This window comes from Gluconobacter sp. Dm-74, assembly GCF_018256135.1.
Lineage (GTDB): Bacteria > Pseudomonadota > Alphaproteobacteria > Acetobacterales > Acetobacteraceae > Gluconobacter > Gluconobacter cadivus.
Genome location: NZ_JAERLX010000009.1, coordinates 10238 through 34271, shown reverse-complemented (window position 1 = coordinate 34271; position 24034 = coordinate 10238). Strand labels below are relative to the sequence as shown.

26 protein-coding genes and 3 pseudogenes are annotated in these 24034 nt (G+C 56.7%); 17 read left to right on the top strand and 12 right to left on the bottom strand.

The features are described 5' to 3' along the window. Positions 1-15: 15 nt before the first annotated feature. The 3 genes and pseudogenes from JK208_RS12110 to JK208_RS12100 form a co-directional block, all read right to left on the bottom strand. Positions 16-573, bottom strand: coding sequence for an NADPH-dependent FMN reductase (locus JK208_RS12110; protein WP_211576387.1), 558 nt, complete (start codon positions 571-573; stop codon positions 16-18). Between the two features lie 194 nt (positions 574-767). Further along, a pseudogene (locus JK208_RS12105) lies at positions 768-1722 on the bottom strand (IS481 family transposase). Between the two features lie 601 nt (positions 1723-2323). Next, positions 2324-3352: an amidohydrolase family protein gene (locus JK208_RS12100; RefSeq protein WP_211576386.1), complete on the bottom strand. Its 1029-nt coding sequence runs from the start codon at positions 3350-3352 to the stop codon at positions 2324-2326. Between the two features lie 161 nt (positions 3353-3513). On the opposite strand from JK208_RS12100, the gene JK208_RS12095 reads away from it, so the two are divergent. The 3 genes from JK208_RS12095 to JK208_RS12085 all read left to right on the top strand — a co-directional run bounded on the left by JK208_RS12095 (position 3514) and on the right by JK208_RS12085 (position 7069). Beyond that, a complete protein-coding gene (locus JK208_RS12095) occupies positions 3514-4437 on the top strand; it encodes a LysR family transcriptional regulator (RefSeq protein WP_211576385.1) in 924 nt (307 codons plus the stop codon). 522 nt (positions 4438-4959) lie between these two features. Further along, positions 4960-5865 (top strand): NADP-dependent oxidoreductase, encoded by a 906-nt coding sequence (locus JK208_RS12090; RefSeq protein WP_211576384.1) that lies wholly within the window; start codon positions 4960-4962, stop codon positions 5863-5865. After that, positions 5855-7069 carry a TCR/Tet family MFS transporter gene (locus JK208_RS12085; RefSeq protein WP_211576383.1) on the top strand — a complete coding sequence of 405 codons (1215 nt, stop codon included), beginning with the start codon at positions 5855-5857 and terminating at the stop codon, positions 7067-7069. Before JK208_RS12090 ends, JK208_RS12085 begins: the two co-directional genes overlap by 11 nt. Positions 7070-7297: 228 nt before the next feature. Here JK208_RS12085 and JK208_RS12080 read toward each other — a convergent pair whose 3' ends face one another. Next, a complete protein-coding gene (locus JK208_RS12080; RefSeq protein WP_249202137.1) occupies positions 7298-7834 on the bottom strand; it encodes a TetR/AcrR family transcriptional regulator in 537 nt (178 codons plus the stop codon). A gap of 138 nt (positions 7835-7972) precedes the next feature. Here JK208_RS12080 and JK208_RS12075 point away from each other — a divergent pair, with 138 nt between their 5' ends. Continuing rightward, positions 7973-9028, top strand: coding sequence for an aldo/keto reductase (locus JK208_RS12075; RefSeq protein ID WP_211576381.1), 1056 nt, complete (start codon positions 7973-7975; stop codon positions 9026-9028). A gap of 186 nt (positions 9029-9214) precedes the next feature. Here JK208_RS12075 and JK208_RS12070 read toward each other — a convergent pair whose 3' ends face one another. Beyond that, complete coding sequence (locus JK208_RS12070) at positions 9215-9793, bottom strand: TetR/AcrR family transcriptional regulator (protein ID WP_249202136.1); 579 nt, start codon at positions 9791-9793, stop codon at positions 9215-9217. 71 nt (positions 9794-9864) lie between these two features. Between JK208_RS12070 and JK208_RS12065 the strand changes: the two genes are divergently transcribed. After that, positions 9865-10266 carry a nuclear transport factor 2 family protein gene (locus tag JK208_RS12065; RefSeq protein WP_211576380.1) on the top strand — a complete coding sequence of 134 codons (402 nt, stop codon included), beginning with the start codon at positions 9865-9867 and terminating at the stop codon, positions 10264-10266. Between the two features lie 384 nt (positions 10267-10650). Here JK208_RS12065 and JK208_RS12060 read toward each other — a convergent pair whose 3' ends face one another. Next, the gene (locus JK208_RS12060; RefSeq protein ID WP_211576379.1) at positions 10651-11286 is read right to left on the bottom strand and encodes a hypothetical protein; all 636 of its coding nucleotides are present in this window, start codon (positions 11284-11286) and stop codon (positions 10651-10653) included. A 601-nt stretch (positions 11287-11887) separates the two neighbouring features. Between JK208_RS12060 and JK208_RS12055 the strand changes: the two genes are divergently transcribed. Continuing rightward, positions 11888-12229 (top strand): type II toxin-antitoxin system RelE/ParE family toxin, encoded by a 342-nt coding sequence (locus tag JK208_RS12055; protein ID WP_099287325.1) that lies wholly within the window; start codon positions 11888-11890, stop codon positions 12227-12229. Further along, a complete protein-coding gene (locus JK208_RS12050) occupies positions 12226-12522 on the top strand; it encodes a DNA-binding transcriptional regulator (RefSeq protein ID WP_099287326.1) in 297 nt (98 codons plus the stop codon). Before JK208_RS12055 ends, JK208_RS12050 begins: the two co-directional genes overlap by 4 nt. Positions 12523-12679: 157 nt before the next feature. Here the strand turns inward: JK208_RS12050 and JK208_RS12045 are convergent, their stop codons facing one another. After that, positions 12680-13249 (bottom strand): cytochrome b, encoded by a 570-nt coding sequence (locus tag JK208_RS12045; RefSeq protein ID WP_061276397.1) that lies wholly within the window; start codon positions 13247-13249, stop codon positions 12680-12682. Positions 13250-13445: 196 nt separating this feature from the next. Here JK208_RS12045 and JK208_RS12040 point away from each other — a divergent pair, with 196 nt between their 5' ends. The 5 genes from JK208_RS12040 to arsH all read left to right on the top strand — a co-directional run bounded on the left by JK208_RS12040 (position 13446) and on the right by arsH (position 17010). Then, positions 13446-14141, top strand: coding sequence for a VIT family protein (locus JK208_RS12040; protein ID WP_035379753.1), 696 nt, complete (start codon positions 13446-13448; stop codon positions 14139-14141). 77 nt (positions 14142-14218) lie between these two features. Then, positions 14219-14572 (top strand): helix-turn-helix transcriptional regulator, encoded by a 354-nt coding sequence (locus tag JK208_RS12035; protein WP_003618728.1) that lies wholly within the window; start codon positions 14219-14221, stop codon positions 14570-14572. Beyond that, positions 14569-14991, top strand: a complete 423-nt coding sequence (arsC, locus tag JK208_RS12030) for an arsenate reductase (glutaredoxin) (RefSeq protein WP_061487225.1) — start codon at positions 14569-14571, stop codon at positions 14989-14991. The genes JK208_RS12035 and arsC overlap by 4 nt, the downstream gene beginning before the upstream one ends. Beyond that, a complete protein-coding gene (locus JK208_RS12025) occupies positions 14991-16286 on the top strand; it encodes an arsenic transporter (RefSeq protein ID WP_099287327.1) in 1296 nt (431 codons plus the stop codon). The genes arsC and JK208_RS12025 overlap by 1 nt, the downstream gene beginning before the upstream one ends. A 25-nt stretch (positions 16287-16311) precedes the next feature. Then, the gene (arsH, locus tag JK208_RS12020; protein WP_061487227.1) at positions 16312-17010 is read left to right on the top strand and encodes an arsenical resistance protein ArsH; all 699 of its coding nucleotides are present in this window, start codon (positions 16312-16314) and stop codon (positions 17008-17010) included. A gap of 94 nt (positions 17011-17104) precedes the next feature. Here arsH and JK208_RS12015 read toward each other — a convergent pair whose 3' ends face one another. From JK208_RS12015 to JK208_RS12000, 4 genes and pseudogenes are all read right to left on the bottom strand, one after another. Next, complete coding sequence (locus JK208_RS12015; RefSeq protein WP_062020861.1) at positions 17105-18430, bottom strand: HAMP domain-containing sensor histidine kinase; 1326 nt, start codon at positions 18428-18430, stop codon at positions 17105-17107. Then, complete coding sequence (locus JK208_RS12010; protein ID WP_062020857.1) at positions 18427-19095, bottom strand: response regulator transcription factor; 669 nt, start codon at positions 19093-19095, stop codon at positions 18427-18429. Before JK208_RS12010 ends, JK208_RS12015 begins: the two co-directional genes overlap by 4 nt. Beyond that, positions 19092-19289: pseudogene (locus JK208_RS12005) on the bottom strand (efflux RND transporter permease subunit); the annotation flags it as partial. The gene JK208_RS12010 and the pseudogene JK208_RS12005, both read right to left, overlap by 4 nt. Before the next feature lie 133 nt (positions 19290-19422). Continuing rightward, positions 19423-20502: an IS5 family transposase gene (locus JK208_RS12000; RefSeq protein ID WP_099287329.1), complete on the bottom strand. Its 1080-nt coding sequence runs from the start codon at positions 20500-20502 to the stop codon at positions 19423-19425. Positions 20503-20574: 72 nt separating this feature from the next. Between JK208_RS12000 and JK208_RS11995 the strand changes: the two are divergent. The 5 genes and pseudogenes from JK208_RS11995 to JK208_RS11975 all read left to right on the top strand — a co-directional run. After that, positions 20575-21270 (top strand): annotated as a pseudogene (locus JK208_RS11995) (IS3 family transposase); the annotation flags it as partial. 42 nt (positions 21271-21312) lie between these two features. Then, the gene (locus tag JK208_RS11990; RefSeq protein ID WP_058989288.1) at positions 21313-21894 is read left to right on the top strand and encodes a DJ-1/PfpI family protein; all 582 of its coding nucleotides are present in this window, start codon (positions 21313-21315) and stop codon (positions 21892-21894) included. 26 nt (positions 21895-21920) lie between these two features. Next, the gene (locus tag JK208_RS11985; protein ID WP_099287330.1) at positions 21921-22244 is read left to right on the top strand and encodes a ribbon-helix-helix domain-containing protein; all 324 of its coding nucleotides are present in this window, start codon (positions 21921-21923) and stop codon (positions 22242-22244) included. Positions 22245-22616: 372 nt separating this feature from the next. Next, complete coding sequence (locus tag JK208_RS11980; RefSeq protein WP_099287331.1) at positions 22617-23099, top strand: Hsp20 family protein; 483 nt, start codon at positions 22617-22619, stop codon at positions 23097-23099. Between the two features lie 79 nt (positions 23100-23178). Further along, the gene (locus JK208_RS11975) at positions 23179-23520 is read left to right on the top strand and encodes a hypothetical protein (RefSeq protein ID WP_143412438.1); all 342 of its coding nucleotides are present in this window, start codon (positions 23179-23181) and stop codon (positions 23518-23520) included. 48 nt (positions 23521-23568) lie between these two features. Here the strand turns inward: JK208_RS11975 and JK208_RS11970 are convergent. Then, positions 23569-24034 (bottom strand): phosphate-starvation-inducible PsiE family protein (locus tag JK208_RS11970; RefSeq protein ID WP_249202135.1); only part of this gene is annotated, 466 nt, incomplete at its 5' end.

Here is a 24034-nt window from a genome sequence, read left to right as displayed (position 1 = left end):
TGAACCACTGCTCGATTACGTCGAAGAGGACAGAATTTCAGAGAGCGCTGTCCAACCATCCTGGACTGAAGAAAGAACCGCTTCAAAGGTCACGTCATCAAGAGGAGCATTTTCTCGAATCATGGCGTTTGAAAGGGTGATCGCAGGCATTGGAAAAACCGGCCTCATTTTGAGCCCGTCGGCGACCTGACATAGTTGTGCTGCGCACTTCCCGCCCCCATGACCGCCATAGGTGACGATCATCAAGGGTTTTCCTTTCCACTCGAGATAGCAGTGGTCGATTGCATTTTTTAAAGCAGCCGGATATCCCCAGTTATATTGGGGCGTCACAAAAACGAAGCCGTCCGCTTGCGCTACCTTCTCGCTCCAGGCTTTTGAATGAGGTTGCTCGTAGAGACCGAGGGCCGGAATACCGGGTTCATCGTCCATGGGCAGTGGCCATTCCGCGAGATCGACGATCTCGATGGCGAGATTGGTCTTTTTCTTTCCGACTTTGGAAACCCATCGTGCGATGGCGGGGCAATGACGCCCGGCTCGCACACTTCCCATAATCACCAGAACCCGTTTCGTCATTTTTCGGCCAAACCTCCAGATATGTTCGCGTAATTGGCGTTCACCCTACTTGAAGCCGCTCTCCTGCCGCACGGCGAAATCGCGATCGGCATCTCCGGCACTGACGTGCGCTGAGCAGGCGATCGCGAACAACAGAAGCGTAAGGCAGCGGAATACTATAGCCGCCTCCGGCCTCTATGAAAATTTTGACGTCCTTAGGTGCTTGGTCCCGTGGTTTGATGGGTTGGATTGAGGATGAATTTTTCTGGCTCTGAAGTCAATATTTTGCAGACATATTCGTAAGGCGTGAGCCCACTGAGTGTCTTGAGCCTTCGCCCAAAGTTATAAGCCGCCATGAAGTCGTTGAGGTGTGTCCTCAGTTGCTCATGGGTGTCGTAATGGAAGCGCTTGACGGTTGCTTCCCTGATTGTCCGGTTCATCCGTTCAACCTGACCGTTCGTCCAGGGATGATTGGGCTTTGTCAGACGGTGTTCGATCCCGTGGGCTTCGCAGATCATGTTGAAGCGCATGAGACGCGACCAGGCTGTATTGCGATTACGAGGCTGCTCAGCGAACTGGATGCCGTTATCGGTCAGAATGGTATGGATCCGGTATGGAATGAGGCTCAGGAGATGTTCGAGGAATTCCCAGGCCGTCTTCCGATTGGCTTTTTCGACCAGTTATGTGACAGCGAATTTGCTGATCCGGTCGATAGCAACGAAGAGATGCAGCTTGCCTTCAGCGGTCTGGACTTCGGCAATATCGATGTAAAAAAAGCCGATGGGATAGCGTTTGAAGCATTGTCGTTTTGGCTTGTCTCCCTCCATGTCCGGAAGTCGGGATATTCCGTGACGCTGAAGACAGCGGTGCAGGGCCGAGCGTGTTAGCTGGGGAATGCTGGCCTGCAGGACATAAAGGCAGTCATCCAGCGATAGCAATAATGTATGGCGCCGAAACGCCACGATCATCGCTTCGTCCGTCTCGGACAGGACCGTTGATCGCAGCTCCCTGGGACCGGTTTTCTGATCCTCAACCGTCTGACGCTTCCGCCACTGTTTTCGGGTTGATTCCGGACTCCTCGCTCAGCGCCGCGAGCGAAGCCTGCGATCGCTGTATTGCTGCTCGCACGGCGTGCGTGGTCGTGGCGCTCCCATGACGTATCTGTCCCATAAGGCTTCCTTCCACTCTCGTGAAAATATCACACCATCAAACTACGGGACTAAACACAAGCGTGGTCCCACGGCTTTCCACCCGGTCACCGACTTGGGCAAAGATAAACGCATTTGTGCCATCGAATGCGTGTTCCTACAGACTTCAGGTCATTACCCAAATGATTGGTCGGACCTTTCTGCGTCGGGATTATGAGTGACCAAAAATGTCGCCTTCTCTGACGCGGGAGTTCATATCACGGCGCTGTGTCCCGTGTCATTCCGTGCAGATACTGGTCCGGACGTTCGATCGTCAGGATCGAGCGTTCGATCGCGAACTACGACACTCCGCTCGAGACAGGCTGCACGACACGAGATGGATGGTACGCAACTGGGATATCCGGCGAAACGCGCCGCCGCAGTGATTCAGCTTGTTGCGTCGAATGTTCCCTCCACAGTAACTCCTCCTGGGGAGCGAAGCTCTGTGTCTGGTTCGTGAACGTATCTTTCGTCTGGAAAGAAAAAATTCTGATTGGGAGGACCTAACCCGATCGACAGACAGCTGACGTTTTCGGTGAGCGGTGGCGGCTGTCGGAAAACAGATTTTCCGAACCAAATATCAATTAAAAGGCGACTGCTGTCATAGCCGACGTGCCGGCTGTTGGGAACTCGCGGGGCAAATTTTCTGTCAGCCGCTCCCAGTTTCCATGCGCAAATGCCTGCCTGTCGGCCCCATCCAAACCGCAGTTTTCGAGAAAACCTCGCGCGTCGCCGCCGGGGCGATATTGATAAGGATAGTCGGTGGAGAACAGCAGGCGGTCACGACCGACGATCCGTTCTGCCTGTTTCAGATAATGCGGCAGGAAGATGCCGCTCGCCGTGACATACAGGTTGCGGCGGAAATACGTCGCCATGGGATGGTTCAACCCGGAAACGCGATCCATGTTAGCGATACGCTCGGCATAGAACATGACCAGTTCGCCCCAGTGACCCAGAATAACCTGTAGGTCAGGAAAGCGGTCGAAATGGCCTGCCAGCACCAGACGCAGGAACTGGATGCCAGCGTCATAATGCCAGCCGAGACCAAAACAGGAAAACGCGGCGTCCACCTGCGGGCTGAACCCGGAATAGTAGGCATCCCGGACCGCCTTTTCCGGTGCTCTCGGATGAAGCAGGATTGTCGCCTTCAAGGCCGTAGCACTCTGGAAGATCGGGAGCAGGTCGGCGTGGTCCAGATTGTGATGACCCACGCGCCCGCACAGCATCGTTCCCTTGAAGCCGAGTTCCCTGACGCAGCGTTCGAGTTCCAGGGCGGCTTCGTCGGGCATCGCAACAGGCAGCGTCGCCAGCGCCTGAAAGCGATCCGGATGGCGGGCGACCGCCTCCGCTATGGCATCGTTCACGCGGCGCGCCAGATCGATACTGTTGGGTCCGAGGTCGTGCAGTGACGGCGTGGTGAGTGACAAGACCTGTACGTCCAGCCCTGTTTCGTCCATGAGTGCCAACCGGTTTTCGGCGAGATCAGCCAGCCGCTTTTCAAGCGGGCCCCCGTGAAACGCGACGCTCGGATCGGCGGCTTCAAGACCGATGGCGGACCAGGCGTCCTTCACCTCGGGTGTCAGAAAATGCTCTTCGATACCGATTAGCTTCATGGAATGGCTCCTTTTCGCAGGCCCCCGCCACGACGGGAGATGCCTGTTTTCACTTCATCGAAAATAGGTGCGGAACCCGAGAGGGCGCCAGACGCATCCGGATCAATATATCATTGCGTACGACGCTATCTGTTGCCGATCATTGTCGATAGGCTCATCGCATGGAGAACATGGATCTCAATCTTCTGAGGGCGCTGGACGTGCTGCTCGACGAGGCCAGCGTGACCGGCGCGGCCCGTCGGCTTGGGCTCAGTCCGTCCGCCATGAGCCGCACGCTGACGCGGCTCCGCTCGGCCACCGGCGATCCGTTGCTGGTGCGGGCGGGGCGGCATCTCGTGCCCACGCCCTATGGGACGGATATTCGTGATCGCGTCCATGTCCTGACCCGTGACGTGCAGGCCGTTTTGCGTCCGCAGCATCGGGAAGTGGATTTGAAAGCGCTGGATCGGACATTCGTCCTTCGTGCCAATGAAGGCTTTCTGAATGTCGTCGCAGCACCTCTGGTGACGGCCATCATGAAAGAGGCACCACGCGTTCGTCTGCGGTTTGCGCCCAAGCCAGACAAGGATGCGTTGCCGCTGCGAGAAGGACGGATCGATCTGGAAATCGGTGTCAGGGGTGTGTCTGCTCCGGAAATCCGAAGTCGGCTCCTGTTCCGGGATATGTTCGTTGGTGTGGCACGCATCGGCCATCCTCTTTTCCTGGACGGGGATATCAGCGTGGCGCGCTACGCCGCGTGCCACCATGTCGTGACCTCGCGACGAGGGACGTTCCGGGGACCGGTTGATGACGCGCTAGAGCAACTGGGGTACCAGCGCACCGTGTCGGTCATCGTGCCCGGATTTCCGGATGCGCTCGAGATCGTGCGCCAATCGGATCTGGTGACGCATGTGCCGCGGTCGTGTCTCACGAACCTCTCCAATGATCCTGCAGAAATCTTGCGTCTGAGACCATTCCAGCTTCCCGTGAAGACACCTGAAATCGTCGTTTCCGCTATATGGCATCCCAGGCTCGACGCCGATCCTGCCCACCGCTGGCTTCGCGAAACGGTATATACGGTTTGTCGGAAAGTTCTTGCTCACTGACGAGGTCCGCTTTCGGAAAAGCACCCTACGGTCTCGAATGTCCGAGAAGAGGGCGTAAGCGGACCTGCTGCTTACGCCTCTCATCTCGGACATTGTGCTCCTACGGTAAATTTCCGAATAGCCGACATATTATTGAGCGTTCAGATAACCATACCGATCCGGAATAAGATGACTATGTAAATTTATAGACGGCTTTTTGTGGCCCGTCTGGCAGACAACGGTCACGGAAAAGCGGCGTAGTCCAAACCGCCGCCTTTCGTTCATCGCACGCATAAACCGCGATCTGACAAGCTGGTTCCTGAAGCCCTACAGACCTGTACCGGACATTGCTGCATCCGCCCGACGCTGCTAGATATCAGTTGTCGCGAAAAGCGGCTGCCAGCGCCACGCGGCGTGTATAAGGCAGCCAAGCACACGTCGATCATCTGATGATCCGGCCAGCGTCTCCAAAACTCTCGCCAGCAGCCTTCGGCTGATGGCCTCATCCGCAGCCTGGAATGCTGTGGTAGATGGAGCGTGAAGATGAAGGCAGTCGAGTTCAATGAATATGGTGGCCCGAACGTACTGCGCCTGGTCGAGGTCGATATACCTCGCCCCGGATCAGGCGAAATCCGGATCAAGGTCCATGCCGCTGGCGTGAACCCTTCGGACTGGAAGCGGCGCGAGGGGCAATATCGTGCGTTCGAGGAGATCGACTTTCCTGCCGGCCTCGGCGTGGAGGGATCAGGAATCGTGACCGAAGTCGGTCCAGGCGTCACAGACGTAGCGATCGGCGATGCCGTGTTTGGTTTCGGCAATGCCATGATGGCTGAACAGGCGATTATGACGCATTGGGCGCGGAAACCGGACGTGATCTCCTTCGAAGTTGCGGCGGGTCTCCCCGTCATCTCTGACACCGCGACGCGCGCGCTCGATCAGGTCGGCATCCAGGAGAATCAAACCCTGCTGGTGAGTGGCGCCGCGGGCGGTGTCGGCACGGCCATCCTTCAGCTCGCGGGACTGCGCGGCATCACCGTGATCGGCACGGCGAGCGCGGGCAAGCAGGAGTATCTTGCCAGCCTCGGCGCGATCCCCACCACCTATGGCGAAGGTCTTGCCGAGCGTGTTCGCGCGCTAGCACCGTTTGGGATAGACGCCGCCATCGACGTTGCCGGTTCTGGAATCATCCCGGAACTGATCACCATCGTCGGCGACGCTTCTCATGTCCTCTCGGTCGCCGACTTCTCGGCCGAGGAATATGGCGCGAAGTTTTCACACGGGCCGCCCGTCGATCCTGCGCGGCTGTTCACCACGATGGCGCAGCTCTGCGCAACCGGCGCATTCACGCTGCACATCGAAAAGACTTTCTCTCTCGATCAGGTCCGGCAGGCACAGGAAACAAGCCAATCCGGAAGCGTCACGGGCAAGCTGGTCGTTCGTGTCGACTGATCAGCGCGCAACGCGACACTCGCTCACCGTCATCTATGCCACGGTCGCGCTTGACGCTGCGGGGATCGGGGTCATCTTTCCGATCCTGCCACGGCTTATTCAGGATGTGACGCACACGGGCGATGTCGCTGCCTACGTCGGGTGGCTCGCATCCCTTTACGCAGCGATGCAATTCGTCTTCGCGCCTGTTCTGGGCGCGTTGAGCGACCGGTTGGGACGGCGACCAATCCTGCTCGTCTCATTGGCAGGGGCGGCAGCCAACTACGTCGTAATGGGGTTTGCCTTCGAGCTCTGGATGCTGCTGCTCGGGAGGGCCGTAGCGGGGCTAACGAGCGCCAACGTATCGGTCGCTACGGCCTACGTCACGGACATTACGCCAGAAGAGTTACGTCCTCGCCGGTTCGGCATGATGAGCGCAATGTTCGGCGCCGGTTTCATCGTCGGCCCGGTCCTGGGCGGAGTACTCGGCGAGCACTGGGTGCGCCTGCCTTTCCTCGCAGCGGCCCTACTCAATGCCGCCAACCTGCTGCTCGCGTTCGTCACCCTGCCTGAGTCACATCCCCGATCAATGGCCCGATTCGATCCGAGTGCCCTTAACCCTTTGGCCCCCCTGCGCTGGCTGTTTTCGATGCCGAGGCTTCTGCCTTTCGTGCTCGTCTATTTTGCACTGAGCGGCGCGGGCGAGGCTTACGGCGTCTGCTGGGCTCTGTGGGGCTATGACGCTTTCCGCTGGAACGGCTTCTGGATTGGCTTGTCGTTAGGCGCGTTCGGCGTTTGGCAGACACTGGTTCAAGCCGTGCTGCCTGGACGGGCAACGAAGCGACTGGGCGAGCGCAAAGCGATATTGACCGGTCTCGCCTGTTCCTGTGTCGCTTTGGCCGGCTTGGCGCTCGCCTCCCGCGGGTGGATGGTGTTCCTGATCATGCCTGTGTTCGCGTTGGGCAGCATCGGCACGCCAGCCCTTCAGGCTCTCGCCACCCGGGCCGTGGACAATGACCGCCAAGGGCAGTTGCAGGGCCTGCTCGCCTCGACGGTGAGCCTTGCATCGATCATCGCGCCACTTGGCTTCACGGCGTTCTACTTCACGGTGCATCAACAATGGCCCGGTGCGATCTGGTTGGCGGTAGCTGCTATCAACCTGGCGGCTGTGCCGCTCGTGCTGTTCGGCACGAGCCGAAGGTGCAAGGCACTGGATCGCAGCTGAGAAAACCGCTTGGCCGGGTCGATAGCTGCGATCCTTGCACAGCGGTTTCTGAAACAAAGGTTCAGCGGGAAAGCTAGAAGAGCGTTGGATGGGCTATGATGCGGCCTTCACAAGCTTATCACCGCCTTGATTCGTCCAGTGGGGTGGCAAGGTTGTCGTTTCCCCGACTAGAGTCGATGAAACCCTACGCAGGAGACGCAGGGAGGTCGAGCGGCTGTCCTTGCCTCATCACGTAATCTGTTTGGTTCGCCCGCTGGCTTTCGGTGTCATGATAGCCGTTGTGATGACATCGAAAAATCGGCTGTTGCGTGCCGCAAATGAAGGCTGCTCTCCCAGCCACCCAAGAGCACCAATCAGCCCAAATAAATCCGTCCCATCGATATCCTTGCGCGCCGTTCCTTCGGCTTGAGCACGAGCAAGGAGCCGAGCGCCTGCCGACCGCAGGTTGGTGCAGGAGATATGGAGGGCGGAATTCTCGTCTTCCAGGGCAATGGACATCATGCTGACGACACCATTGTAGGCTCCCATAAATCTCACGGCATCGCTGAGCCACGAGAGTAGGGCGTTCGAAGGCGAAGCGGATTTCTCGAGCCTCTCTGCTGTCCCGGTAAGTTCATCGAGAGCTGCTCGCAGCAGAGCCTCAAACAAGGTTTCCCGGGTCGGGAAATGACGCAACAGTGTGGCGAACCCGACCCCCGCTCGACGGGCAATGTCTCGCATGGAGACGTTTACACCATCTTCTGCGATGGCCTCACGTGCGCTCATGAGAAGGCGGTCGTAATTTTTTCGGGCGTCAGCTCGCATGGGTTCCGCTTGACAAGTGGTTCAGTGGTCCGTTTATCTGGGCCAGTGAACCACTTGTAGCGTAATTGCTCGCGGAAGGGCATGAGAATGTCAGTTAATATGCGATACAAACTTTTGGGCGAACACACCGGCCTGAGGGTTTCTGAGCTTCTGCTCGGGACCGCGAATTTTGGCCGCGCCTGGGGTGGACATGGTGCGGAGCCGGACGAAGCGCGCCGCATTCTGGACACTTATGCTGAGGCGGGTGGGAATTTCATCGATACTGCCAACGGTTATCAGGAAGGACAGTCCGAGGAATTTCTGGGAAACCTGCTTGCGGGACGACGCAACGAATTCGTTCTGTCCACAAAATACTCAGTAAAAACCAATGCGACGTCCGGCATCCTCGAAACCGGCAATAGTCGTCAGGCTATGGTGTCATCCGTCGATGCAAGCCTGAAGCGGCTCAAGACCGACCGCATCGACATTTACTGGGCGCATGTTTCGGATGGTGTTACGCCGCTTGAAGAAATTGTGCGGGGGTTCGATGACCTCGTACGTGCTGGCAAGATCCTCTATGCCGGGCTGTCAAATTTCCCAGCATGGCGCGTGGCAAGAGCTGCAACGATCGCGGAGATTCGCGGCGCTGTTCCAATTGCGGGTATCCAAGTCGAACACAGCCTCGTGCAGCGCGCAACCGAGGATGAATTGATTCCTGCCGCCCGGGCGCTTGGCCTCGGTGTGGTGGCCTTCTCGCCGCTCGGTGGCGGTGTCCTGACCGGGAAATATCGGGCAGAAGATGCTACAGAGCGGCGCAACGAGGCCTGGGCCGGTGCCGGCTTCCAGCCTGAAAATACGCCACAACGCACGGCCATTATTGACCGTCTGTTTCAGGTCGCGGCAGAGATGGACGTGACGCCAGGAGAAGTCGCCATTGCCTGGGTAGCCGCCAAGGGCTCGTTTCCGATTATCGGCCCTCGCACACTTGCCCAACTCGAAAGCAATCTGGCCGCCACCAAGTTGGCGCTGTCATCCGAGCAGGTAGCGCGCCTTGACGAAGTGAGCGCGACCCCGCGCAGCTACCCCTACACCGTGCTTGACGATCCCCGGATCAAGGACCTCATTACCGGGGGCCTGGACGCCAGGGTAAACCCTCCTGTAAAACCCGTCGCCTGAGAAAGCATGTGAGGGCTGTCGGCGGCTTGGGCAGTCCTGGCACCTCAGGCGGTACTGAAAAAAACTTTCGTCGGCTGTAGGACGTCAGCTTACGGATCTTCGCCCTTCCAAGCCGATAGCCTGTCCTCCCGGCTTAGCTGTCGATTTTCCTAGAGAGTTCCAAAACAGGCCGCCAGTGGCAGCTTCTTACACAATACGGATGACGCCTTTTCCTCGGGCAGCCTGAAGTCGCCGAATTGTCTCAACAGACAGACCTTGAGCCAGCATTTCATCGATAAGATCAATATGCAGCGCAGACAGTAAGGCGTGGGCACTATAGATCGCATAATCTTCATCAACCTGATTTGATGCCTCCATAATGAAGTTTTTCGTCTTCGCGTGCATCCATCGATAATGCGGAGATTGCAGTAATCCCCCGGTGGCTTCTCGGGCATGGATCAGATGCCTGTTCGCAATCTTAAACATCAAGATGGCATCGAGAAATGCAATAAGGCGGTCCAGGGGGGTAGCGCTTCCGTCAAATGGTGGGACACCGGTCGTCACTCTTTCTTTAAGAATGGCGAGCTTTGTGGCCCACAGCGCGTCCAGAAGGCCGTCCCGGTTACCAAATGCTCGAAATAAGGTTCCTTTCCCGACAGATGCGGCTGCGGCGATAGCGTCCATCGTCACTGAACCCGGCAGCTTACTTTGAGCGAACAGCATATCTGCGGCTGCCAGCATGCCTTCAAGGGCGACGGGCGGCCGCCCCCGATTTTTATGTTGCATTTCGGACTCTCGGTCCGTTATAGGTAAAGCCTCTGAACTCATAGTCTTTAATTTATGCCGGAGAGCACTGCATGTCACCAACATCTGTCCTTCCTGACTGGCTCGAAACAGCATTTGAAGCGCTTGAACGTGGCGATATCGACGGCTGGATGTCGATTTATGATGCAGATGCCGTGCATGAGTTTCCATTTGCTCCGGACGGCTCTCCGACCCGTTTGACGGGACGGGATGCTATCGCTGCATACATGCAGCGTCTCCCGACGTTCATTCGCTTCGGCTCGCTCAGCGATGTGCACGTGCGTGAAGTGGGCGATGAACTGATCGTGGAAGCCACAGGCCACCATCACAGGATCTCGGATGGCGCTCCCCGAGACATCAGCTATGTCTGGTTCATCACAAGACGTGCCGGCAAGGTGACGTTGATCCGGGATTATATGAATCCGCTCCAGTTGGAGCGCATCGCCTCGTCCTGATGTGAGAAAGGCGATGTCCGCTTTTGCGTTCTGCGGGCGGATAGCAGACCTTCTGCTTACCCCTCCTAATTCGCCTGTCTGCTCAAGAGAACCAGAACAGACAGGCGGCAGTCGCCTTCATGTCGGGCGTATGTGCCTATGAACGGCTTGCTGCATAGCAGACATGAGCAGCGCGATCTCTCGCGATCGAGTTGGAGTGGAAGAGGAGGGTTTGCTTTCAGTGCATAAATACAAAAGTAGACATGGCATTGGAGTAGAATGTGCAACGCCTAGGCATTCCATCGCCCTTGAATCCGAATAGATCGTTGCGTTTAATTATTCAGAGACGTATTTTAGCACTAAACGTGGTGTTACTGAGCCGCGATTGCTTTATGAGCGCAATATCTATTTCGGCCAATCATCTTCGCCGATCGCAAATACATGCCAATGAAATTCTTTCTTTAGCTTCGTTTCTATAACTGATTTATATGCCGACGTTAGCGTTCCCTCACGTGCACGCCTCAACATGGAAGCTACATCTTCGCGCCTCACCGAGTTTGATTTCAAAATCTTTTCATATACATCGCGTTGAGCAACAATAATTTGCCACTTTCCTGGCGCGCATTCGAGTGTATTTAATGTGGCGTTATCAATTTTCTCGATAGATACGTCCCTAAGTTTTTTGAAATCATAGTATAATGCAGCAAGTTCTTGGGAGGTATTGGTACCTCTTAGAAATTTAACCTCTATCATTACAGCCGCTGTGCTGCTCTTTGAATTCTTAAAAAATACAAAATCGAGTGTCTTGGGTGCCCCCGCCCTAGGTGTTGCTTTCGTTACGGGCACCTGAGCAACTGCCTTCCAACCTCGGCCAAAACCGATTTCGAACAACGGAGGATATAAAAAATGCTCGCTGTATAGAGTTCTCGCCGAAGTTGCTTGTTTAAAGGTTAGCCAAGCAGCAGTCCCCTCAACCAAGCGTCGCACTAGCTTTTCTTCCAGTTTTCTTTGTCTTTCTATGGGGAACGTCTTAAGGGCCATAATTTATTGTGATTCCGATCTGGTTTTTGTCAAGTAGACCAAGGGGAGAGTTTCTTATTCAGTACAATACCACCTATTTTTCTATTCGTGGGGTATTGAAAAAGCATTCTTTCTAACACTTCACGGCTGCTTTCCGTTACGCCGACAATAAGCTCTAATGACCGTCTCGTGCGCACAGTATCCGTCACACTTAGTTGAATAAACGACGGGAAACATTGTCCGGGGCATCCAAAGCGGACAGTCTGTTCCCCCCCCAAGTCAGCCGCAACACAGAGAAACGGTTCCAAGCCTGCGTGAGTTGAAATGTCTCTCGCAAAGAGGGCCAGAGACGATCAGGCTGTCTTTCCGGGAGCAGACTTTGTCCTTGCATGAGCATCATTGGAACACGCCTCGAAAAGACCTTTGTGGGTCTTTTTTGTGCTTCACCCCCTATGTCCGATAAAGTAAAAAAATGGACATAGATTTTATGGCGGAAAACTGCGGATTTTTGGTATTCCTTGAGGTTTCTGAACGGCTGTTTGTCTAAATGCCCATCACGCCCTTCATGTCTCCGAACTATACGCCGTTGACGTATGAGCCAATGACGTATAGATTTTTGTGAATGTCAAAGCTGCAGACCGTTGTCGAACTGCCTGAATTCATAAAGCGGGCAAAAGCCCTGATGTCAGACGACGACCGGACGGCTCTGATCGACATGCTCGCTGCGATGCCAGATTCTGGCATTTCTTTAGGTGGCGGTCTGCGAAAGGTCCGCTTTTCCCGCGAGGGTGGTGGGAAGAGGGGAGGGTACAGAACTCTCTACGTTTTTGGCGGAAGACAGATGCCTCTGTTCCTGCTGACCGTTTTTGCCAAAAACGAGAAAGACAATCTGACGCGATCTGAACAGGCCGCCCTGGTAGACTTGAGCAAGACGCTTGTTGCGAAATACGGAGAACCATCATGAGCGCTTATGACAGCATTCTGCAGGGGCTGAATGAGGCTCTCGCCTATGCGGAAGCTCCGGTCGAGGACAGCGTGACCCACCAGGTCCGCGTTCCGTCGGTTGACGTAGCGGCCATCAGAACCCGGACCGGACTCTCTCAGGCACAGTTTGCCAGAAGTATCGGGGTCGCCAAGGGGACCCTTCTGAACTGGGAGCATGGCCGTCGTCAGCCAACCGGACCAGCCCAGGTTTTGCTGGCGATGTTGGAGAAGCGGCCGTCGTTGGTGAGTGATCTGCTTTCCGCGGCTCGCTGAGAAAACATAAGTCCCGATACGCTTATTAAAATGGCCGCTATGGGGGGGACAGCGGAACATCTGTTGTACAACGGAAGCCGAAAAAAGCTGACGTTGTTGGCAATCCAGCATCACGATGCTGCCCAATCATGAAAATCAGATAGGTTCCCGATCGCAATCACTGACTGAGTGAGGAACCCCGCGGCAGCATGCGTCCAAGCACTTTGTCTTTCAGGACAAACTGATGAAAAAGCGCCGCCGCGCCATGGCCTGTCGCAAGACCCATAATCAACCAGGCGTTCCAGTAATGTAGCGTCTGAAACCACGTCACGGTTTCCGCCGGGAACCGCGCGAACGGGGATGGAATCAGGAGGCCGAAAAAACTCATCGTCTGCCCGGCACCCCATCGCCAGAGATAGCCCAGCAAGATTTCCGCCAGAAGCAGCACATAGAGCGTGTACTCTGCTCCAAGGGCGAATACCCGGTCCACAGGCACGAGAAGGTCCGACAGATGCCGGCCTTTCGTCAGACGCCAGACAATGCGGAACACCATAATTGCGGTCAGCAGGATGCCGGCTGTCAGATGCGCGACCACCATCAGATGATGGACGGGTTTTGTTGGCCAGTTCCAGGTTTCGCCAAGAGCAAACTGAAGCAGCACCAGAAAGGCCGTCATCCAGTGAAGGATGATCGTCGGCCTGTCGTAACGCAGCAGGCTATCTGTGATGTCCGGCGTTGAATAAGGCATATACGTCTCGGCAAAAAAGAACCCTGAATCCACTTCCGTATCATGCTTACCTGACAGGATTCTGAACAGAACAGATTTTCCTAAAACATAAATAATATTGAAAATAACTCGCAATATCAGAATGAAATATCTGTTGTCGCGGCAAATGATGCATCTTAACCTTTATTTGTATTCACCAGAAGCAGCAGGTCATCTTATGTCGCGTCTCCATCCTTTGGCCGAACGTCATGCCGTCGAGAAACTGGGATGGCTGCGTGCGGCTGTTCTCGGCGCCAATGACGGAACGCTGTCGACCGGCAGCCTCATCGTCGGCGTTGCCAGTTCTCATGCGACACGCGGCAGCATTCTCGTCGCGGGACTGTCCGCGCTTGTCGCGGGCGCCCTGTCCATGGCGGCGGGCGAGTATGTCTCGGTCAGTTCCCAGGCCGATTCCGAACACGCCGACATCGCCCGCGAGAAACAGGAACTGGTCACGGACTGGGAGGGCGAAGTCACCGAACTGGCCGGGATTTATCAGAAGAGAGGGCTGGATAAAGACCTCTCGCGCAAGGTCGCCGTTGCCCTCATGAAGCATGATGCGCTCGGTGCCCATGCAAGGGATGAACTGGGTCTGTCCGAAGCCACGGCGGCACGCCCCATACAGGCGGCATTCGCCTCGGCAACCGCCTTTTCATCCGGAGCACTACTGCCTGTGCTGGCGGCGGTTCTGACGCCCGTGGCGTGGGTGTCCTGGGGCGTGTCCCTGACGTCCGTCGTGGTTCTCGCTGTTCTGGGGGTCGTTGGCGCGATTGCCGGCGGCGCAGCGCCTCTGCGCCCAGCACTGCGTGTGACGTTCTGGGGTATTGTGGCAATGATCGTCACGGGCGGGATCGGCCGCCTGTTCGGCGTGTGAAGCCGCGTTCCAAGCTCTGAACGAGGCATGTCCTGGGTAGTCTTGACTTCATCCCATATATCCGTGATCGTCGATTTATGGATACAGAATCCGCACTCTCGGCCCTCAACGCGCTGTCCCAGTCCACGCGGCTGGAGATCTTCCGCCTGCTGGTGCGCCACGAACCGGACGGGCTGCCCGCCGGGGACGTCGCGCGGCACCTCGATGTCCCGCAGAACACCATATCGGCCCATCTCGCCACCCTGACGCGCGCTGGCCTGCTGACCTCGCAGCGCCATAGCCGGCTGATCGTCTATCGTGCGTGTCTTCCGCGCCTGCGCGACCTGATGCTTTTCCTCGTCAGGGACTGCTGTGCGGGCAGCCCCGAACTCTGCGCGCCCCTGATCGCGAACCTGTCTTCCTGCAGCCCGAGCCCGGCCTCCTGCCCATGACCGTCACCATCTACCACAATCCGGCCTGCGGCACGTCGCGCAACGTGCTGGCACTGATCCGCAATAGCGGCGAGGAGCCCAGGATCATCGAATATCTGAAAACGCCACCCAGCCGCGCGGAACTGGTCGATCTGATCGCCCGTATGGGGGTTCCGGTGCGCGCGATCCTGCGGGAAAAGGGCACGCCCTTTCACGAACTCGGCCTCGACAACCCGGCCCTGAGCGATGATACGCTGATCGACGCCATGATCGCACACCCGATCCTGATCAACCGGCCCATCGCCGCAACGCCACTCGGTGTTGCGCTCTGCCGTCCGTCCGAAACGGTGCTGGATATTCTTCCCTCCCCACAGCGCGGCGCATTCGCCAGGGAGGACGGCGAGAAGATCGTGGATGAGGCCGGAAAGCGGATCGTCTGATGCTGGCCCTCGCCATTTTCATTGCAACGCTGGTCTTCGTCATCTGGCAGCCACGGGGTCTCGGCATCGGCTGGAGTGCGATGGCCGGTGCCGCCGTGGCACTGGCGACCGATGTCATCCACTGGCACGATATTCCTGTCGTCTGGCACATCGTCTGGGACGCCACCTTCACCTTTGTCGCGCTGATCATCATCTCGCTGCTTCTGGATGGGGCCGGGTTCTTCCATTGGGCGGCCCTGCATGTGGTGCGCTGGGGCAAAGGGCGAGGCCGGACGCTGTTTCCCCTCATCGTGCTACTGGGGGCGGCCATCGCGGCCGTGTTCGCCAATGACGGTGCGGCCCTGCTGCTCACGCCCATCGTCATTGCCATCCTCACACAACTCCGTCTGAACCATGGCGCGGCGCTGGCCTTCATCATCGCGACCGGCTTTGTCGCGGATACCACCAGCCTGCCGCTGGTGATTTCCAATCTGGTGAACATCGTCAGCGCCAATTTTTTCGACATTCCCTTTGACCGCTACGCCGCGATCATGGTCCCCGTCGATCTGGCTGCCCTTGGCGCGACACTTGCCGTCCTGTGGCTCTATTACCAGCGGCAGGTGCCCCAGACCTACCCCGTCTCTGAACTGCCAGCACCTGTCTCGGCTATTCGTGACCACCTTGTGTTCCGCGCGGCTTTTCCGCTGCTGGCCCTGATTCTGGCAGCTTATTTCCTGACCGCGCCATTTCATATTTCGGTCTGTATCGTGGCCTGCCTGGCTGCCGGCATCCTGCTGGCAGTCGCCGGATATGGACGGGTCATTCCCATCCGCCGGGTGCTCCGGGGCGCGCCGTGGCAGATCGTGATCTTCTCGCTGGGGATGTATCTGGTGGTCTACGGGCTGCGCAATGCCGGGCTGACCGATCACCTTGCGGCGGCACTGGTCTGGCTTGGCCATCAGGGACCGTTCATCGCCACGATCGGCACCGGCTTTCTGGCGGCTGTTCTGTCGTCAATCATGAACAACATGCCGAGTGTGCTGGTCGGGGCGCTGGCGATCCAGCAGGCCCGTGACATCACGCCGCTGACACGCGACCTGATGATCTATGCCAACGTCATCGGCTGCGACCTCGGGCCGAAATTCACGCCGATTGGTAGTCTCGCAACACTACTGTGGCTGCATGTGCTGGCATCCAAGAACCATCGGGTCACATGGGGGCAGTATATGAAGGTCGGACTGGCGATTACGCCGCTCGTCCTGCTGGCAACACTCGCGGCGTTGGCCCTATGGCTGCCCCGGATCAGTCACCCGTAATACACGACAGGACCGATATATATATATGACCGAACCTGAGCTGCCAGCCTTGCATCCGGAGTATCTCGAGCGGGTCGATCTCGCGCGGCTGGAACCGCAACCGCGTGTGGATCATCCGCCGCGCATCCTTCTGCTCTATGGCTCTTTGCGTCCCCGCTCGTTCAGTCGCCTGCTGGTGCTGGAGGCAGAGCGCATTCTGAAAGTCCTCGGCGCCGAGACACGGGTGTTCGACCCGACCGACCTGCCGGTAGCGGATTCCGTGCCCGCGACCCATCCGAAAGTGCAGGAACTGCGGGAACTCTCGATCTGGTCGGAAGGCCAGGTCTGGTGTAGCCCCGAACGGCACGGCAACATCACTGCCGTGTTCAAGAACCAGATCGACTGGCTGCCATTGTCCGAAGGCTCGATCCGCCCGACGCAGGGCCGCACGCTGGCCGTCATGCAGGTTTCGGGTGGATCGCAGAGCTTCAATTCCGTCAATGCCCTTCGGGTGCTGGGCCGGTGGATGCGGATGTTCACCATCCCCAACCAGTCCAGTGTGCCGATGGCCTATACCCAGTTCGGTGACGACGACCGGATGAAACCGTCTCCCCTCTATGACCGCATGGTGGATGTCATGGAGGAACTGATGAAGTTCACATGGCTATTGCGGGACCGGGCCGACTACCTTGTCGATCGCTACAGCGAGCGCAGATCAGAACACTGCCTGCCTGAAAAGCTGTGAGCCGGGAAATGGCGGAACAGTTCGATGTGTTTAGTCCCAGGATTTGATGGATAGAGCGTCAGAGTTCCTGGTCCGTTCAGACGTAATCTTTGATCTAACTGACCTGCAATCGAACTGTCACCAGGACGCCTCTGTCCGTTCCAGGTATAGGCGAACTCACCACCATGTCTGCATGCAGCTGCTGAGCTATCTGTCGCGCAATCGCCATGCCGAGGCCGCTGCCTTCGGCATCGGTCTCTCCTCTGACGAAAGGCTTTTCCATATCCCGCAAAACTTCAGATGGCAGCGTTTCGCAATCATTGCAGATCAGGACTTTATGATCTTGCGTGATGATCACACTGACGGCTTGCACAGATGAACCATGAAGAACGGCGTTTTCGAGAAGATTGCGAAACAGGATACCTGTTGCATCCATATCGCCCCGGATCATGAGATGAGATGCTCCAGAAAATTCAATCGTCTGGTTTTTTTCCCGCTCAAGTTCTTCTGCCAGAAATCGAATGACAGGCACCAGATCGAACATGCTCCCGGTGAGTGCGATCCCTGATGTCGCTCGTGAAAGCTGAAGCAGCTTTTCCATCATCCGGCCAATTCTGCGGGCCTGCTGCATGATGATCGTTGCACGCTCTTCATAGTCCGACCCTACAAGAAAATTCCTGAGAACCTGAACCTGTGCAAGAAGCGCTCCTACTGGATTACGCAACTCATGGGCCGCGTTGGCCGCAAAAGCGCGCTCTGTCGAAAGCGCCATTTTCAGACGTTCAAGCAGGAGATTGACGGCCGAGTGAATGGACACCAGTTCTTCGGGGAGATCCAATGGGGGAACGGGTGCCAGATTCGATCCTCCCCGGCTCCTGATTTCCTGCTGAAGGCTGGTCAGAGGACGCATGGCGCGACGGACACGCCAGCGGACCAAAATCCAGATCGCCGGGAAAAATATTACCATTGGCAGAACTGAAATCAGAATAGCCCGCCTGACAGCTTCATTTCTGTGAAAAGTCGGCTCACCCACCAGAATGTAATGGCGACCAGACGCTGATGGTACGACATACACTCTGAATAATGAGATGTTGTAAAATCCTGACTTCAGACGTGGTACGAATAGCGTCTCCGGCGCATTCTGTGACCTGACCTCAAGGCGACCGTCCGGTGTGGTGATCTGGTAGGCCAACGTTCGCCGGTTCACCCCGGGGAGTTGCGCGATCTGACCACCTGGGGTGGCAGAAGCCCTGTCGGTTCTGTCCAGTTCACTGATGACAAACTCCAGACGCTCGGCCACTTCCTGTAACGAGTTGTCAAGACGCTCCGTAACTTCATAGCGGGTAAAGGCCGCAACAAGAATACTGAGAAGCACCAGGGCACCAAGCACGATGATCAGTGTTCCGGACACGATACGGGACGCCAGACTCCAGCGCTTCATCGGGACGTGTTCTCCGCGAGACAATAGCCTCTCCCCCTGACCGTCATGATCAGACCCGGTCCGGTTTTCTTCCTTATCCTGCTGACGAAAACTTCAATGGCGTTGCTTTCCACATCGTCACTGAGACCATAAAGGGCGTCTTCAATCTGCTCACGACTGCAGACTGCTCCAGGCCGGCGCGCAAGAAGTTCGACAATAGCCCATTCACGCGCAGACAGATCGACTGTCTGTCCATCGCGTTCAAGCTGACGGCGCGCGAGGTCGATCCTGATAGTACCAATCATGACCACATTGTCTGGCAGGGCCGCATAACGTCTGGCAACAGCGTCAATACGGGCGACGAGTTCGTCGAGATCATAAGGTTTGACAATATAATCATCCGCGCCTTCTGACAGCCCCGCGATCCTGTCACTGACCTGATCCTGAGCTGTCGTGATCAGGATGGCCAGAGATGAACAGTCCCGCCGGATTTCCCGCAGCAGGGCCCGACCATTACCGTCTGGAAGACCAAGATCCAGAAGCAGGAAATCATAAGAAGAGGCGATCAGGGCTGCACGGGCATCGGTCAGGGTCTTGAACCAGTCGACGACGTGTCCGGCCTGGCGCACACGGTCTCTTACTGCCGAGCCCAGTGCAGGTTCGTCTTCGATAATCAGGATTTTCATGCAATGCGATTTTTCATGATACGCGCGTAGAGAGAGGGCAGCACAAGCAGGGTAAGGAGTGTCGAGGAGATCAGACCACCAATAACGACCGTAGCCAGAGGGCGTTCAACTTCGGCGCCGGCACTGGTTGAGACTGCCATGGGAATGAAACCAAGACTGGCGACCAGAGCTGTCGCCATGACCGGCCGGAAACGTGGAGGGATCGAAGAACTGTTTGTTGATGCGCTTGTCTGATGATTTTAGTTTTTTAGCGCTTTGATTGAGGGTTTCCGGGGTGACTTTCGCTCTGCGTTTTGAGCAGATCACGGTCCATCGCCAGTGGGAGGACTACGCGCTCGCGTTCAATCTTTCGAGGAAAAGGAAGCGGCGCATATTATAGACGATATTGGCAAGGCCGATCCTCATGGTGGCCCGGGTGATACCGACAGTTCGGACGAACAGACCCATTTGCGATTTCTGATCGGCAAAGACATGCTCGACACGAGATCGGACCACCGACTTTCCAGCATTCGATTTCTGGATATGCCGGGGCATAGGTTTGAGATGCGGCTTTTTCCTGTGAACCTTCGAGACAAAGCCCTGCTTGTCCATGAAGTCCTCATTGGCTTTCGAGCGATACGCTGTATCAGCCCAGACGCTTGAGGCCGTATTGGTTTTATCCAGAAGGCCCTCGCGCAGTCTGGCACCATCACTGGCAGCAGCATCCGTTGTCTTCCATTTCCGGATGAACCGGAACTTCCGGTCGATGGAAACATGGGACTTGTAGCCAAAGAACGGAATGGCGAGGTCCGTGGCTGGGATCGTCCCGTCATCCTGCCGCTTCGCTTTGGTAAACTTCAGTGTCCAGCGCGCATGACGGTCCTTATGCGACAGCTTTGCGGGTTTGTCCTGCCAATCTTCAGGAATACGCCCTGCCCGGAGGTCAGCTTTCTCAGCGTTCGTATTGCGCTGCTTTGGGGCGGCTACCAATGTCGCATCCAGGATCTGGCCGGACCTTGGCAGATAACCGGCGGTCCGCAGAGTGGCATCAAACCGGTCAAACAGTCTTTCAATAGCTCCCGCCTGGGCCAGACGCTCACGGAACAGCCAGACCGTTTTGGCATCAGGTACCCGGTCCGACAGTCCCAGACCGAGGAAACGCATGAAGGACAGCCGGTCGTTGATCAAATATTCCGTTCGCTCGTCGGACAGATTGTTCAGCGTCTGGATCACCAGAATCTTGAACATCAACACGGGATCAAACGGCGGTCGTCCACCTTTGCTCCCATCTGAATAGGCCAGAGCCTTCTCCAGATCAGGGCGGAACACCTCAAAATCCACAGTCCGGGAAAATGCCTCAAGCTGATCGCCAAGCCCGCTTAACCGGGCCAGCCGCTCTTCAACATCAAAGAAACCAGGCTGCTTCATCTGCCATCATCCCCAATCAACGCAGGAGAGATGGAATCACAGAGGAACCCTCAAATCCAGAAGGTTTTTCGAACCCTCCATCTGCGCCGCCTGGGACATGAAGTGGGGCGCAAGCGGGTCCGGCGGCTCATGGCGATTATGGGTCTGCGGGCGATCTACCAGAAGCCGCGCACGACAGTGTCGCATCCGGAGCATCGGAAATATCCGTATCTGCTGCGGGATCTGGTCATCGACCGACCCAACCAGGTCTGGTGTTCCGACATCACATATATCCCCATGAAACGGGGATTTCTCTATCTCGTGGCGATCATGGACTGGTTCACGCGCAAGGTCCTGTCCTGGCGTCTGTCGAACACGATGGACGCGGAGTTCTGTATCGAGGCGCTACAAGATGCGCTGATGCGCTACGGCACCCCGGAAATTTTCAATACTGACCAGGGCTCACAATTCACGACGCCCCGTTTTACCGGGCTCCTGGAAGAGCGTCAGATCCGCATCAGCATGGATGGACGTGGGCGCTGGCTGGATAACGTGTTCATCGAGCGTCTGTGGCGGTCGCTGAAATACGAATGCGTCTACCTGCACGCCTTTGAGACCGGATCAGAACTTCGAGTGGGGCTCACGAAATGGGTCACCCATTATAACGGGCAGCGTCCGCACGCAGCACTGGCTGGACGCACGCCCGATGAGGCGTATCATGACGCGCCGACGCCCTCTGGACTGCGTGTCGTTACCACCTATTACCCACAGTCCTTCTGCATACGGTAAGAAGGAGTCCGTCTTTTGAACCTCGATCGTCAGGATGATCTCATGGCTGGTAAACGTATTCTCATGCTCGCAGGTGATTTCGTTGAAGATTACGAAATCATGGTGCCATTCCAGATGCTGCTGATGGTTGGACACAAGGTGGATGTGGTGTCTCCGGGCAAGAAGGCTGGCGAGCAGGTGGCGACGGCCATCCACGATTTCGAAGGCCATCAGACCTACACCGAAAAGCGTGGCCACAACTTCACGCTCAACGCCACCTATGCAGACACGAAAGCAGATGATTACGATGCGCTGGTCATTCCGGGCGGTCGTGCGCCTGAACAGCTCAGCACCGATGAAAGCGTGCTGGACTTGATCCGGGCCTTTGTGACGGCTGACAAGCCGATTGCTGCCGTCTGCCATGGCCCGCAGCTTCTCGCTGCTGCCAATGTCATTTCCGGTCGCAAGGTTTCTGCCTATCCCGCCTGTCGTGCTGAAATGATCCTTGCAGGCGCAGACTATCAGGCGATTGCGATTGATGGGGCTGTGACGGACGGTAAGCTGGTGACAGCACCAGCATGGCCAGCACACCCGGCCTGGATCGGCCAGTTCCTTAAGGTTCTGGGCACGAAGATCGAAGCCTGATTGTTATCCGCAGGGAAAGACCCGCCATGTGTGAACTCTACGTCCGCGCCGACCCGATCTTTTACGAAAGCCGGACACGGTCCCTGCGGATCCATGGTGTCGTCACCACGATCCGGCTGGAGAACATGTTCTGGGATGTCTTGACGGAAATTGCCGCAGCCGATGGCATGACCGTCAACCAACTCATCACGAAGCTTTCGGATGAAATTCTGGAGCTTCGGGGTGAGCTGCCCAATATGGCGTCTTTTCTGCGGGTCAGTTGCCTGCGCTATCTGGACCAGGAGCGTCAGATCCAAAGCGTTCCGGGATCTGTGGCTGTTCAGCCCGTTCCGCTGCAAAGGGTCGGTTAAACCTTACTGTCTGAATCAAAAAGCGACCTAGTTGTTTAGTCCCGTGGTTTGATGGTGTGGTATTTTCACGAGAGTGGAAGGAAGCCTTATGGGACAGATACGTCATGGGAGCGCCACGACCAGGCCTCCGCCGGAGCGGCACTCAGCATGGTCGCGGCCAGCAACTTCCATCCTATGCTATCAGGCATTGTTCTGGTCCACTCTAAACACGCGAACGATAGAGGACGCCCAAACCTGCCTTTCTGCATTTTTGATACCTCTTGACACCATGCACGGAGTGCCCAGATTGAATCTGCCGGCCGCCGAAGGGGTCGGCAGACAGAACTATCAGTTTTGATCTTGTGTCCATGTTGCTCAAAGGAGGATATGGCTATGAGAGCCACCGTTGATTTTGCTCCCCTGTTCCGTTCGAGCGTGGGCTTTGACAGAATGCTCAATGCCCTTGATCTCGCCAGCCGGATTCCGACGGTCGATAACTGGCCGCCTTACGATATCGTCAAGACCGGTGACGATGATTATCGGATCGACATGGCGGTTGCCGGACTTGCCGAGGCCGACCTTACGATCACACAGGAGCGCAATACTCTTGTCGTGACAGGACGAAAGGTACAGGAGCCGCAAAGCGCCGCCGAATATCTCCATCGGGGTATTGCGGGCAGAGAATTCGAACGCCGCTTCGATCTGGCCGAGCATATGAAAGTCACCGATGCGCACTTCGAGAACGGACTTCTGTCCATTACTCTGAAACGTGAGATACCCGAAGCGATGAAGCCGCGTCGTATCGCGATTACGTCCTCTACAGCACGTGCGGAGGAAGCCATGCCCCAGATCGAGGCGCGGAAAGAGGCAGCCTGATGGCGTGACGAAAACTCTCCCCCGGCCACTCATCCGGCCGGGGGGGGGGGAATCTCGAAGGGTCATGAGCATGAAGAGGATGAAAATATCTCTGTCGTGCGCTGCTCTGGGCTTGTCTCTACTGAGCCAGTCGGGCGCACATGCTGGTGATATTGTCCGGACGACTGCAACATCGTTCGATGCAAGGGCGACTGAGGGAACGTCCACAATCCCCAAAACCGGGGCTCGCACTCATTACGAAGACGGCACGGGTGATATGCTGGTCGACAGCTTGAACGCAAGCCAGTTGGATCAGAACTACAAGGGGCCGGTCTATTATCCCGGACAACCCATTCCGCCATTCAGGCCCATCGACACAGATCATCTGGCACCGTCAGGGCCAGAGACGGGGAAGAAGACGTCCTCATCGCACGGGACGTAGCGGGGATTAAGTAAAGGCGGCGTTATAGACCGCCTTTACTTCGGTTTTTCAGGATGAAGACCGTTCAGTCTCACAGCGGGCCGCAGAATTATCTTCAAGATGCGCCTGTTCCCTGGCATCGCGCGCGACACGCGCATCCTGCTCGCGGACCAGCCAGTAGACGACACCCAGCGCCAGAACAGCCGCCGAGAGAGCGAATAGTTCCATGGCAGTCACGTCATGCAGATCCAGCAGGATGAATTTGCGGGCAATCGCCAGGAGGGCGATCAGGACGATGGTCCGCACCCGGATGACGTTCTCATGCTGGGCAAGAACGACCAGCAGGGAGTGTTTGAACTCAAGGGCGATGATAACAGTAAAGATCGCGCCAAAAATCGCCTGGAAGATCGTCTGGTTGATCGGATCGATTCCGACATAGACGACCAGATGCCATACCACGCCGATCAGATGAATCGTCGCGATGGCGGTGACCAGCATGATGAGCGCAATCAGGGTCAGAATGATCGCCTGTTCA